This is a genomic window from Lacinutrix sp. Hel_I_90, from assembly GCF_000934685.1.
Lineage (GTDB): Bacteria > Bacteroidota > Bacteroidia > Flavobacteriales > Flavobacteriaceae > Lacinutrix.
Genome location: NZ_JYNQ01000001.1, coordinates 1,991,008 through 2,004,806, shown reverse-complemented (window position 1 = coordinate 2,004,806; position 13,799 = coordinate 1,991,008). Strand labels below are relative to the sequence as shown.

Here is a 13,799-nt window from a genome sequence, read left to right as displayed (position 1 = left end):
TACTATTAGTTTTCTGGTTCTGTATAAAATATTTCGAATTCTGCTTTCTGTCCTTCTGGTAAGTTGCCACTTCCATAAAGAATTGTTCCTTTAGGGCTTAGTATGCTTGCAGGCGGAAGTGCATCAATAGTAGAACTCTCTTCGTCGTTGTTAACGCCTTGAATTTTAGATTTTACAATTCTTTCAATACCACCAGAGATAAATATTGGTTGATTAATATTATAGGTTAAATATAGGCCTAACTTAACATTTGTGGAGTCTCTTTGTAAAATATTATTGATATGGTTAGTAATTCGGAATTTATAGCGCACACCTTCACCATTACTGTCACGTTTTAATATTTCGGAAAATTGGGTTCTTGATTGGTTTGTATTATTACTGGCACTACCATCTAAAAAGTAATCAGCGATGGGGATATTGTTTGTTAAATCGTAAAGTATGACACGTTCTGGCTCATCTTCTGGTTCACTGTTAGTAATTAAACCTTTATTTACGTAAAATACAAGATTCGCTTCGTTAATTAACCATTGGTCTTTTTTACCTTTAAAGTAAGTTAAAGCATCAACTAGGTTGCCCTCATCATCTTCAATGTTACCTGCAAATAAATTCAATTCAGCAAGCGCCCCATCACCGCCTTTAAGGTAAAGGTTGTCTTCACGACCCTCTACATCTTCATTGCTAATAGTGTTAAAAGTATTTACGGTGTTGCCATTAAATTGTAATCTGTAGGCTGTAGCATCTCTAACATCAAAAGGCTCTTCAGATTCTATTTCTTCATCGTTAGTATAGTCTACAACAATACTTGCGCCATCCATGTTTACATAGAATATACTTCCATCAGTACTGCTTTCAAATTTAAAGATTAGACCTCTAAAATAATTAGTAAATAGATTTTTATTACTTAAATCATTAGACGTAGCATTAACAAAAAGTAAATCTGAAAAAAAGGAGGTGTTCACATAGATGTTATCTGGAACAGGGTCAGGATCAACGGTTAAATCAATTCTTAGGCCTGGAGGAAAACGCGTTGTATCTTCTTGTTCCCCAGTGTCTGGGTCAAGTTCCCCGATAACAACATGCTCTGATGGATCTGGTTTAAATGCCGTGTTCTCATAGATTAAGTCTGCTGCAGCAACTGTAGCGTCAAACAATTCTTGCTGATTAGAATAATAACATTGCGGATTTTCAAAATCTGCATCAGGATTTAAATCTCTTAAAAGATAATTATTTCTATAGATAGATAATTTGTATTCAACATTGGTGTTGCCATATATGGAGTCTAAAGTATAGGTATTATTACCTTCACCGTCTGTGCTTACTAATGTGGAAAAATAAGGAATATTTAGGATCACAGATTCCAAAACAGGATTTGTGCCAAAATCAGTATTGAAATTAGTGGGAACTAGCTGGGCAGTCAGATTAGCTTCTGTGATGCCAAAAACACCGTTAGGGTCTTTATAAACACCTAAAAGCGTTCCTGGTAAATTATCTGCTTGCACGCCTACAAAATCTTCGTTTCCGGCAGGAGTGAAAGGCGTAAACAATCTGGTTTTAGCAACCATAGGAAATAATTTGCTGGTGGCTTCAAAGTTTTTTATGCCTTGAATATCGCTTTCGATATTTGAGAAATCGTTATCACATGATACAGAAATACCCAGTATTAAAGTAAGTAATGTTATAAATTTAAGGCTGTAAATTATCTTTTTCATAGGTAATTATTGTAATACGCTTGTATTATAAAACTCTGTGTATGCTTCTGCAAATTCATCTTTATCTTTAAAGTCTAGCACAGGTTTTTTAGATTCTTTTAAATAATTTTCTAGTTCTTCAGGTATTTCTTTTGAACCTATAATAAGTGCATCAGACTGGTCGATTGCTACTTTCATTAGGTTATTATAGGTAGGGTCTTTTAATGCCTTAATAGTACTTGGGTCTATATTATCAAACGAGACTTTGTTAATTAGGTCTTTGTTTAACGCTTTTTCGAAACTTTGATTGTATACAGACGTAACAATTTTACTTTCATTAAATAAAGGTTCGTCTTTATAAAACTGTTTTAGGTACAGCGGTAACAGGGAAGCTAGCCAACCATGAACATGAATAATATCTGGAGACCAGTTTAATTTTTTTACAGTTTCAATAACGCCTTTGGCAAAGAAAATAGCACGCTCATCGTTATCAGGAAATAAATTTCCATCCTCATCTGTAAGTGTTGCTTTTCTTTTAAAATACTCATCATTATCAATAAAATAGACCTGAATACGTTCTTTTGGTATCGAGGCGACCTTTATAATTAAAGGCATATCTAAATCATTGATCACTAAATTAATTCCAGATAAACGAATGACTTCATGAAGCTGGTGTCTTCTTTCGTTAATGTTTCCGTATCTGGGCATGAATATTCTTATCTGTCCGCCCTGCTGGTTCACCATTCTTGGAGTTTCAAATGACATTGAAGAAATCTCAGTTTCAGGTAAATAAGGCACCACTTCAGACGACACGTATAATATTCTCTTATCTTTCATACATTAGTTTTACTAGTTCAAAATAGGGTTGTTAATAGCTTAACGTTTTAAAAAAACCTCAAAAACTTTTGGTATGTGAGGTTTGGCTTTTGGAAAAATCAAAATAAAAAACACGCAAAAGTACAAAATTTTATGCAGATTGCGACTAATATATTAAGTTTGCACGCGTTAATTTTATATTAAAAATGACTGTTTTCAAGGATAAAAGTAAAATTCAAAAGCATATTGCTCACTATAAAGCCCAAGGGATCACCGTGGGTTTCGTGCCTACAATGGGTGCTTTACATTATGGGCACTTGTCTTTGGTAAGAGAGGCGTTAGCTAATAATGCGCTATGTGTCGTAAGTATTTTTGTAAACCCAACACAATTTGACAATGCCGAAGATTTAAAAAAATACCCAAGAACGCTTGATAAAGATGTAAAACTTCTGGAAACAGTTTCTAAAGCTATTATTATTTATGCCCCTAGTGTTGAAGATTTATATGGAGCCGATACAAAAGTGGAACATTTTAATTTTGACGGTCTCGAATTCGAAATGGAAGGAAGGTTTAGAACAGGACATTTTGACGGTGTTGCCACTGTAGTAAAGCGACTTTTTGAAATTGTAAAACCAGACCAAGCGTATTTTGGTGAAAAGGATTATCAGCAATTAGCAATCATAAAAAAGTTAACTGAAAAACATAACTGTCCAGTACAAGTTAAGGGCTGGAAAATTCACAGAGAAGAAAGTGGGCTAGCAATGAGTTCAAGGAACATAAGACTAAAACCTGATTATAAAAGAGCAGCACCATTTATATACAAAACATTACAGGCTGCCAAAATAAAATTTGGCACAAAAAGTGCTAAAGAAGTGACGGAATGGGTTGAAAAACAATTTGCACAACATGAATTATTGGAATTAGAATATTTTAGTATTGCAGATATTAAAACCTTAAAGCCAGTAAAACGAAAATCTAAAACAAAAACCTACAGAGCGTTTATTGCTGCTTACGCAGACGACATAAGATTAATAGACAATATCGCCCTAAATTAATTATCTTTGCACCATGCAAATACAAGTAGTAAAATCTAAAATTCACAGAGTAAAAGTTACGGGCGCAGACCTTAATTATATAGGCAGCATTACCATTGACGAAGATTTAATGGATGCCGCAAATATTATACAAGGTGAAAAAGTTCAAATTGTAAATAACAATAATGGCGCGCGATTAGAAACTTATGCTATTCCTGGTCCACGAAATACAGGAGAAATCACGCTCAACGGAGCAGCCGCAAGATTGGTATCACCAGGAGATGTGCTTATTTTAATTACCTATGCCTTTATGAATATCGAAGAAGCTAAAGTTTTTAAGCCGTCATTGGTGTTTCCAGATGAAGCAACAAATTTACTAAAATAACAGCTCTTGAATAACTCCACCAAAAAAACGCTCAAAATTGGTCTCCCGCTTTTGTTAGCGATATGTTTTGGCTGGTATACATTTACACAATTACCTATTAAAGCGATCCTTCCGTATTTTAAATCTGCTAATTATTGGTGGATTTTATTAGGCGTCTTTTTTGGTTTTTTAAGTCATTTATCAAGAGCTTACCGCTGGAAATACCTTCTTGAACCTATGGGGTATACTCTTAGATTCCCTAATAGTGTCATGGCTGTGTTTATAACCTATTTGGCTAATTATGGCATTCCAAGATCTGGCGAGGTATTAAGAGCAGCAGTCCTTACCAATTATGAAGCAGTCCCTTTTCAAAAAAGTTTTGGAACCATAGTGGCTGAGCGAATGGCAGATTTGGTGGTTATGCTCGGTATCATAGGGTTTACATTACTTATTCAGTTTGATTATATATATGAATTATTAAGCAAATCAATCGACCCACAAAGGCTAGTTCAATTTGCTGTTGCTGGGCTAATCTCTTTTGGTTTAATTTTTATAATTCTGAAGAAAAGCCAGTATAAAATAGCTTTAAAAATCAAAAGCTTTTTATCAGGTTTAATAGAAGGCGTGTTGAGCATTTTTAAAATGAAACACAAATGGGCCTTCATATGTCATACTTTATTTATATGGTTTATGTATTTACTTATGTTTTACGTAACCACTTTGGCATTACCAGATTTGGACACGATTACAGTTGGTGCCATTTTAGTGGCATTTATAGCAGCGAGCTTCACTATTGCTGCCACTAATGGCGGTATCTTTGTTTATCCTGTGGCAGTAATGAAAGCCTTCGGTGTTTTTGGTATTGCCGCTGTACCGAGTTTAGCCTTTGGTTGGATTATGTGGACCTCACAAACTATTATGATTATCATTTTTGGAACACTGTCTTTCATTTTAATACCCGTATACAACAGAAAAAAATAATTTGTACCTTGCTTTTCTGAATTTTTACCTGCTAAATTTAAAATCACCTACTATGAAACGCTTATTATCTATACTCGCTCTTTGCTTTTCAGTCCAATTCATTAGTGCACAAGTCACTTACAAAGTGTTCAACTCCGAAAAACTAGGAGGCTCTCGAGAGATTAAAATTCAATTACCAAGAAGTTACGATAGCAGTAAAAAAAGTTACCCGATTATCGTAACTTTAGATGGAGATTATATGTTTGAAATAGTCGCTGCAAATGTAGATTATGCTTCTTATTGGGAGGATATTCCAGAGGCAATAGTAGTTGGTATTAATCAATTTGGAAAACGCGAGGAGGACGTTATGTATTCAGGAATGAGTTCATTACCTATTGAAAAAGGAGTTGCTTTTTTTGAATTTATTGGTATGGAATTAATTCCTTACATTCAAAAAGCCTATAGAACCGGAAACTTTAAAGTTGTCGTAGGTCATGGTCAAACAGCTAATTTTATTAATTATTATTTACTAAAACCAGAACCATTATTTAATGCATACGTATCAATAAGTCCTGATTTGGCGCCAGATATGATACGGTTTTTGTCTGAAAGACTTAAGACTATAGAAACTAAAACATTTTACTATTTGGCAACCTCTGATAAAGATGTAAGCGTATTAAAACAAAATACTGAAGCATTAAATAAAGCTATTAACGGCATCGACAATAAAAATCTGTTAAGCACTTTTGATAATTTTGAGGAACCCTCACATTATGCGCTTCCGGCTTATGCTATATCAAAAGCTTTGGAAAGTATCTTTTTTGTTTTTCAGCCTATTTCAAAAAAAGAATATAAAGAATCCATATTAAAATTAGAATCTTCACCTGTAGCGTATTTAATTGAAAAATACCAAACTATCGAGGACCTTTTTGGTATAGATAAAACTATTGTAGTTAATGATTTTAGAGCAGTAGCTGCAGCAATAAAAAAGACTGAAAAATGGGAATACCTTGAAGCTCTTGGTGAATTAGCAAATAAAGAAAGTCCAGAGTTGCTCTTAGGACATTACTACTTAGGACGTTTTTATGAAATAGAAGAAGATTATAAAAAAGCAATAAAAAATTATGAAGCAGCATATTTATTGGAAGATGCGGGAGGTGTTACTAAAGATATTGTTTTAACTTATCTTGAGGGTAGTCAAGAAAGTCTAGCAGAAATAGAGGCTGAAAAAGAGGAAGAGAAAATGGCTAAAAAAGAAGAAAAAGCAAAAGCAAAAGAATTAAGAAAGATAGAGAGAGAATTGAAAAAAATGGAAAAGGATAAGAAAGAGGAAGATGAGGATTTTGAGGATTTATAAGTAGTCCTACTATAAAGAAAAACAGTTGTATTAATAATAGAATAAACCGTAACGCGCTTTTAAACAAGAGTTAAAATAAAAAACGAAAAAATGACTACACTAGTTAAACCCCATTACTTAATGAGACGTTTTATTCATACAGTAATTATACTATTTTGTTTTCAGTTTGCAGCATCTCAAACCTCATATCAAAGTTTTAATTCCAATAAATTAGGTGAGGCAAGAGATCTTAAAATTCAATTGCCAAGAACCTATGGCAACGGTGAAAAAAGCTACCCGGTCATAGTGGTATTAGATGGCGACTTTATGTTTGAAATCGTTGCAGGAAATTCAGATTATACAGCCTATTGGGAGGATATGCCAGAGGCTATTGTTGTAGGGGTTAATCAAGTTGGTAAACGTGAATCAGATAATCTTTATTCTGAAACAAGTTCATTGCCTACAGCTACTGGCGCTGCTTTTCTTGAGTTTATTAGTTTGGAGTTACTTCCATTTATTGAACAAACGTATAGAACAGTGAAATTTAAAGTAGTAGTAGGTCATGGAGAAAGTGCAAATTTCATCAATTATTTTTTGTTAGAAGACAAGCCTGTGTTTGACGCATATATTGCTATAAGCCCAGATCTGGCTAAAGATATGACTTCTTTAATTTCAAAAAAACTGAACACAATTCAAAGTCCAACATTTTATTATAGTGCCACTTCTGATAAAGATTTTGAATCAATTCAAAAAGAAACAAAAGCATTGAATACAATGATTGACGAAATAGAAAACGATTATGTAAATAGCAGTTTTGATGATTTTACAGGTCCGTCACATTATTTATTGCCAACTATTGCAATACCTCAAGCCTTTGCAAATATCTTTAATGTATATAAACCAATATCTAAAAAAGAATTTGCTGAAAAGATATTAGTATTAGAATCTTCGCCTGTAGACTATCTTTTAGAAAAATATCAAACTATTAAAACCTTTTATGGTTTTGACAAACCTGTTTTGATAAATGATTTTAAGGCCATTGAAGCGGCAATTAATAGGAAAGAAAAGTACGAATATTTTGAGCCTTTAGGCAATTTAGCTAGGAAAGAATATCCGGAAACCTTATTAGGAAACTATTATTTAGGTCGTTTTCATGAAGAAACAGGAGACGCTAAAAAGGCTATGAAAATTTATCAATCCGCCTATATTTTAAAGGAAGCTGGTGGGATTACTAAAGATCATGTTTTAAAATTATCTGATCAAATTAAAGCAGATTTTGGATATTAATTTCCTGCAAGGCTTTAGAAATCTTGTAGGTTTATATCAAACAAAAAATAAAATTAATTAATGAAGTTTCCGGCTTTCGCGGAAAGTAAACATGGCTAAAGTAAAAACGACCTTTTTCTGTCAGAGTTGTGGGACACAATATGCAAAATGGCAAGGGCAATGTACCGCTTGTAAAGAGTGGAATACGATTGTTGAAGAAGTGGTTCAAAAACCAGAAAAAAGCGATTGGAAAACACCAACAAACACTTCAAAACGGGTGTCTGAAGCGCTAAGAATAAAAGAAATTGACGCGTCTAAAGAAGCACGCCTGGATACTTTAGATGCTGAGTTTAATCGTGTTTTAGGAGGCGGAATTGTTCCTGGTTCTTTAACCCTTTTAGGAGGAGAACCAGGCATAGGCAAGAGTACGTTGTTGCTTCAAATTTCATTAAAATTACCCTACAAAACACTTTACGTTTCTGGAGAAGAAAGCCAGAAACAAATAAAGATGCGTGCCGAACGCATTAACCCAAATAACGAAAGTTGTTACATCCTTACAGAAACAAAAACGCAAAACATCTTTAAACAAATTGAAGGCTTAGCGCCAGACATTGTTATAATAGACTCTATTCAAACTTTACACAGCGATTATATAGAATCATCTAGTGGCAGTATTTCTCAAGTAAAAGAATGTACGGCAGAGCTTATAAAATTTGCGAAAGAAACCAATACGCCAGTGATTCTAATTGGTCATATTACCAAAGACGGGGGCATTGCCGGACCAAAGATTCTGGAGCATATGGTAGACACGGTTTTACAATTTGAAGGCGACCGTAATCATGTGTTTCGAATTCTACGCGCACAAAAAAATAGATTTGGCTCAACACATGAGCTCGGCATTTACGAAATGCAAGGCTCAGGATTACGAGAAGTTAGCAATCCCAGTGAGATTCTAATTTCTAAAAAAGACGAAGAACTCTCCGGGAATGCTATCGCGGCCACTTTAGAAGGCATGCGCCCGTTAATGATAGAAGTGCAAGCTTTAGTGAGTACAGCTGTTTACGGTACGCCACAACGCAGCGCTACAGGTTTTAATGCTAAACGGTTAAATATGTTGTTAGCCGTGTTAGAAAAACGTGCTGGTTTTCGCTTGGGAGCAAAAGACGTTTTTTTAAATATTACTGGCGGGATAACGGTTGATGACCCAGCTATTGATTTAGCGGTAGTGGCAGCCATTTTATCCTCCAATGAAGATCAAGCCTTGCCATCCAATTATTGTTTTGCGGCAGAGGTTGGTTTGTCGGGAGAAATTAGACCCGTACAGCGTGTAGAACAACGTATTCTTGAAGCTGAAAAATTAGGGTTCTCAACCATATTCGTTTCAAAATACAACAAAATTTCACTTCAAAACACCGCAATAAAGATTCAATTGATTTCTAAGATTGAGGATTTGGTGGAATTTATAGTTTAATAATTTTTGTGCCAGAGCATCAAAAATTGAAATTACCATTGAGACTTGTTGACCCTTTTGTAATTCAAATTAATACTATGGGGTAAGTCTTTTCGGTCTTTCAACATGGGTATATTTTTATATTTGAAAGAGGGTAGCAAAATCTGCTTTTCAGACATCAAAAAAATAACAAATTCCAAAATTCTTTATTACCAGAATAGCATACAAAAAGAATTGTTTTTCAATTATTTTTATACTGCGAACAGCGTTTCTTTTTTAAATAAAAAATTTCGAAATCATAAATAGGTTTTTTTCACTTCTTACTTTCCAACCAATAACCTCTTCTTTTTTCCCAAAATTTCTTAATTTCGCGACTCGATAACGAAACCACATAAAATGAGCGCAGGATTCCCTGAATACAAAGGACTTAACTTACCAAACGTTGCAGAAGAAATACTAGCGTATTGGGAGGCGAATAACATCTTCGAAAAGAGTGTGACTACGCGTGAAAACGCTGAACCGTACGTGTTTTTTGAGGGGCCACCAAGCGCCAACGGCTTGCCTGGTGTGCATCACGTTTTAGCACGTGCTATCAAAGATATTTTCCCACGTTACAAAACAATGAAAGGTTTTCAGGTTAAGCGCAAGGCCGGTTGGGATACACACGGTTTGCCTATAGAATTAGGAGTGGAGAAAGAATTAGGCATTACCAAAGAAGATATTGGCAAAACTATTTCAGTAGAAGATTACAATGCAGCCTGTCGTAAAGCAGTTATGCGTTACACCGATGTTTGGAATGACCTGACTCAAAAAATGGGCTATTGGGTAGATATGGACGATCCTTACATTACCTACGAGCCCAAATACATGGAAACTGTGTGGTGGTTGTTAAAAGAGATTTATACTAAAAACTTAATGTATAAGGGCTATACGATTCAGCCGTATTCACCAAAAGCAGGCACTGGATTAAGCTCGCATGAGGTTAATCAGCCAGGAGCCTATCAAGATGTAACCGATACGACTATCGTTGCTCAGTTTAAAGCTTTAGACGAAACACTGCCAGATTTTCTGCAAAACGAAGGGGATATCTATTTTACAGCATGGACAACAACACCTTGGACCTTGCCTAGTAATACGGCATTAACCGTTGGTCCCAAAATTGATTATATACTCGTTGAAACTTATAATCAATACACGTTCAAACCAATCAATGTGATTTTAGCAAAAGCATTGGTCAATAAACAATTTGATGCTAAATTTCATAACGTTGAAACGAAACCAGAATTATTAGAGTACAAAGAAGGTGATAAGAAAATTCCATTCTACATCGTTAAAGAATTTAAAGGGAAAGACTTAGTAGGAATAAAATACGAGCAGTTATTACCATACGCCTTACCAAATGACAATCCAGAAAATGCCTTTAGAGTCATTGCAGGAGATTTCGTAACAACTGAGGACGGTACAGGTATCGTTCACACCGCGCCAACATTTGGAGCAGACGATGCCTTAGTCGCTAAACAAGCCACACCTGAAATCCCACCACTGTTGGTGAAGGATGATAATGGAAACTTGGTACCATTAGTAGACTTGCAAGGCCGCTTTAGACCAGAAATGAAAGAATTTGGTGGAAAGTATGTTAAAAATGAATATTATAAGGACGGAGAAGCGCCAGAGCGTTCAATGGATGTTGCCCTGGCTATTAAATTAAAAGAGGAAAATCGCGCTTTTAAAGTTGAAAAGTATAAGCACAGCTACCCACATTGCTGGCGAACAGACAAGCCCATTCTATACTATCCATTAGACTCTTGGTTTATTAAAGTCACAGATGTTAAAGAAAAAATGGTTGCGCTTAATGACACCATTAACTGGAAACCAAAATCAACAGGAACGGGACGTTTTGGAAATTGGTTAGCCAATGCAAACGACTGGAATTTATCGCGTTCGCGTTATTGGGGCATACCGTTACCCATTTGGAGAACCGAAGATGGTAAAGAGGAAATCTGTATTGGTTCTGTTGAAGAACTAAAAAATGAAATGGCAAAAGCCGTTTCGGCAGGCGTTTTAAAAGAAGACATTTTTGCAGATTTTGAAGTTGGAAATAATACTGAAGATAACTATGCAAAAATAGATTTACATAAGAATATTGTAGATGAAATTGTATTAGTATCGCCAAGCGGCCAACCTATGCGCCGTGAAAGTGATTTAATTGATGTATGGTTTGATTCTGGTTCTATGCCTTATGCACAATGGCACTATCCTTTTGAAAACAAAGAAAAAATAGATGAGAATAAAGCCTTTCCGGCTGATTTTATAGCCGAAGGAGTAGATCAAACTAGAGGTTGGTTTTATACCATGCATGCTATTGCTACTATGGTTTTCGATTCTGTTGCCTATAAAAATGTAGTCTCTAATGGCTTGGTTTTAGATAAAAACGGACAGAAAATGTCTAAGCGTCTTGGGAATGCTACAGACCCCTTTGAGACCTTAGATACTTATGGAGCAGACGCGACACGCTGGTATATGATTGCCAATGCAAATCCGTGGGATAATTTAAAATTTGATTTAGAAGGTATTGAAGAAGTGAAACGTAAGTTTTTTGGAACCTTGTATAATACGTATTCCTTTTTTAGTCTGTATACTAATTTAGATAAATTCAGTTATGCAGAACCAGATATTCCGTTAAATGAAAGACCAGAGATAGACCGTTGGGTTTTGTCTGAACTACATACCCTGATTCAAAAAGTAGATGCCTATTATGCAGAATACGAACCTACCAAAGCGGCTCGTGCTATTTCAGATTTTACACAAGATTATTTAAGTAACTGGTATGTGCGTTTAAGTAGAAGACGTTTTTGGAAGGGCGATTACCAGCAAGATAAAATTTCAGCCTACCAAACATTATATACCTGCATGCTTACCATAGCAAAGTTAGGCGCCCCAATAGCTCCTTTCTTTATGGATAAACTGTACCTAGACTTAACAAAAACGACACAAACAGAACAATTTGAAAGTGTACATTTGGCAGAGTTTCCAAAATTCAATGCGGATTTTATTGATAAGTCTTTGGAACGCAAAATGGAAAGTGCGCAGACAATAGCTTCATTAGTGTTATCGTTAAGAGCTAAAGAAAAGATAAAAGTAAGACAACCTTTACAGAAAATTATGATTCCTGTGGATTCTGTTCAACTTAAAGAAGAGATTAATGCAGTAGGCGATTTGATAAAAAGTGAAGTTAATATCAAGGAAATTGAGTTGCTTGAAGACGCATCAGATATTTTAGTAAAGCAGATAAAACCTAACTTTAAAACATTAGGACCACGGTTTGGGAAAGATATGAAGTTGATTGCGAATGCAATACAGTCCTTTGGTCCGGAAGACATTAAAATAGTTGAACAAAAGGGAAGTATAAATGTTGATTGTAACGGAAAAATTATTAAATTACATCGTGATGATGTTGAGATTACATCCCAAGACATCCCAGGGTGGCTTGTCGCAAATGAAGGGTCTATTACCGTTGCATTAGATGTTACTATTTCAGAAGCATTACGTGAAGAAGGGATTGCTCGTGAGCTCGTGAACCGTATTCAAAATTTGCGTAAAGATTCAGGATTTGAAGTAACAGACAGAATTGTGGTGCAACTGCAAAAAGACGCTGAAATTACGCAAGCTGTAAAAACAAATTTAGAGTACATCAAGGCCGAAACCTTAACAGATAGTCTTGAAATTATGGACCAAATAAATAACGGTATAGAAATTGCGTTTGACACTATAAATACCAGGTTGTTTATTAAAAAAAATTGATAGTATGGCAGTAGAAAATACAGTAAGATATTCAGATAAGGAATTAGCTGAATTCAAAGTCTTAATTTTAGGAAAAATAGAAAGCGCTAACCATGATTTAGAGCTAATAAGAAGCGCGTACATGAACGATCATGACAACGGTACAGATGATACTTCGCCACAGTTTAAAGCATTTGACGAAGGTAGTGCCGTAATGAGTAAAGAGTCTAATTCACAATTAGCGATTAGACAAGAAAAATTCATTCGTGACTTAAAAAACGCATTAATTAGAATTGAGAATAAAACCTATGGTGTTTGCCGTGTTACTGGTAAATTAATCAATGCTAAGCGTTTAGAATTAGTCCCTCATGCTACATTAAGTATTGAGGCTAAAAACATGCAGTAATAGTGCGTAAAGCATATAAAATTATAAACGCTTCAATGAAAATTGAGGCGTTTTTTTGTTAATGAATAAAATTCTCTTCATAGTATTATTTAGTCTTTCGCTCACCTGTCATGCGCAAAAAAGTATAGAGAAAATCATTAAAAATGCGGCTATTAAAACAATAGTGGTTAGTGACGATTCTATTTTTAAAATTAAAATAAGTACCACTCAAAATGATGACATTCAATTACAATCAAAAATAGAGGGAGAATATGCTAATGCGATTATAGTTTCAGCAGAAACTAAAAATGATACCTTATATATTTCAAGTGCTTTTCAGCCTTTTTTTAAAATGAAGAATGATAAGTTAAGTGCGCATAAAGTAGTCTCTGTTGAACTGGTTTTAGTGCTTCCTGAAAACTTAACGGTGTATGCTAAAAGCGCTATAGCATCGGCAGAAATAACAGGGAAATATAAAAAGCTTTCATTAGAATTTGCTCAAGGAAACACAACTGTTAAAGATTTTACTGGAGATGCAATAATCAATTCTGTTAATGGAAACATTAAAATAGAATCAAATTATGCGGTAGTGGAAGCCAATTCAAAAACTGGGATCATTGAAAAGGAACCCTTAGTTATTGGAACACAATATATTAAACTAAATACAATAAACGGAAATATTAGCGTAACTAAAACTAAAAATTAATTCTATTTTTGTTT

11 protein-coding genes are annotated in these 13,799 nt (G+C 34.8%); 9 read left to right on the top strand and 2 right to left on the bottom strand.

Features of this window, described 5'->3' with window-relative positions:
- Nucleotides 1-5 precede the first annotated feature (5 nt).
- Both GQ46_RS08865 and GQ46_RS08860 read right to left on the bottom strand, forming a co-directional pair.
- The gene (locus GQ46_RS08865; protein WP_044400716.1) at nucleotides 6-1,709 is read right to left on the bottom strand and encodes a DUF4270 domain-containing protein; all 1,704 of its coding nucleotides are present in this window, start codon (nucleotides 1,707-1,709) and stop codon (nucleotides 6-8) included.
- A 6-nt stretch (nucleotides 1,710-1,715) separates the two neighbouring features.
- Complete coding sequence (locus GQ46_RS08860; protein ID WP_044400714.1) at nucleotides 1,716-2,525, bottom strand: glycogen/starch synthase; 810 nt, start codon at nucleotides 2,523-2,525, stop codon at nucleotides 1,716-1,718.
- A gap of 185 nt (nucleotides 2,526-2,710) precedes the next feature.
- Between GQ46_RS08860 and panC the strand changes: the two genes are divergently transcribed.
- The 9 genes from panC (at nucleotide 2,711) to GQ46_RS08815 (ending at nucleotide 13,785) form a co-directional block, all read left to right on the top strand.
- A complete protein-coding gene (panC, locus tag GQ46_RS08855) occupies nucleotides 2,711-3,559 on the top strand; it encodes a pantoate--beta-alanine ligase (RefSeq protein ID WP_044400712.1) in 849 nt (282 codons plus the stop codon).
- 13 nt (nucleotides 3,560-3,572) lie between these two features.
- On the top strand, nucleotides 3,573-3,923 hold the full coding sequence (gene panD / locus GQ46_RS08850; RefSeq protein WP_044400710.1) for an aspartate 1-decarboxylase: 351 nt from the start codon (nucleotides 3,573-3,575) through the stop codon (nucleotides 3,921-3,923).
- Nucleotides 3,924-3,929: 6 nt separating this feature from the next.
- Nucleotides 3,930-4,883 (top strand): lysylphosphatidylglycerol synthase transmembrane domain-containing protein, encoded by a 954-nt coding sequence (locus GQ46_RS08845; RefSeq protein ID WP_044400707.1) that lies wholly within the window; start codon nucleotides 3,930-3,932, stop codon nucleotides 4,881-4,883.
- Nucleotides 4,884-4,935: 52 nt separating this feature from the next.
- On the top strand, nucleotides 4,936-6,219 hold the full coding sequence (locus GQ46_RS08840) for an alpha/beta hydrolase (protein ID WP_082041732.1): 1,284 nt from the start codon (nucleotides 4,936-4,938) through the stop codon (nucleotides 6,217-6,219).
- A 90-nt stretch (nucleotides 6,220-6,309) separates the two neighbouring features.
- Complete coding sequence (locus tag GQ46_RS08835) at nucleotides 6,310-7,485, top strand: alpha/beta hydrolase (RefSeq protein WP_231567341.1); 1,176 nt, start codon at nucleotides 6,310-6,312, stop codon at nucleotides 7,483-7,485.
- 91 nt (nucleotides 7,486-7,576) lie between these two features.
- A complete protein-coding gene (gene radA / locus GQ46_RS08830; RefSeq protein ID WP_044400704.1) occupies nucleotides 7,577-8,935 on the top strand; it encodes a DNA repair protein RadA in 1,359 nt (452 codons plus the stop codon).
- A 375-nt stretch (nucleotides 8,936-9,310) separates the two neighbouring features.
- Nucleotides 9,311-12,715, top strand: a complete 3,405-nt coding sequence (gene ileS / locus GQ46_RS08825; RefSeq protein WP_044400701.1) for an isoleucine--tRNA ligase — start codon at nucleotides 9,311-9,313, stop codon at nucleotides 12,713-12,715.
- A 4-nt stretch (nucleotides 12,716-12,719) separates the two neighbouring features.
- Nucleotides 12,720-13,100 carry a TraR/DksA C4-type zinc finger protein gene (locus tag GQ46_RS08820; RefSeq protein WP_044400698.1) on the top strand — a complete coding sequence of 127 codons (381 nt, stop codon included), beginning with the start codon at nucleotides 12,720-12,722 and terminating at the stop codon, nucleotides 13,098-13,100.
- Nucleotides 13,101-13,161: 61 nt separating this feature from the next.
- Nucleotides 13,162-13,785, top strand: coding sequence for a hypothetical protein (locus tag GQ46_RS08815; protein ID WP_052503438.1), 624 nt, complete (start codon nucleotides 13,162-13,164; stop codon nucleotides 13,783-13,785).
- The last annotated feature ends 14 nt before the right edge of the window (nucleotides 13,786-13,799 follow it).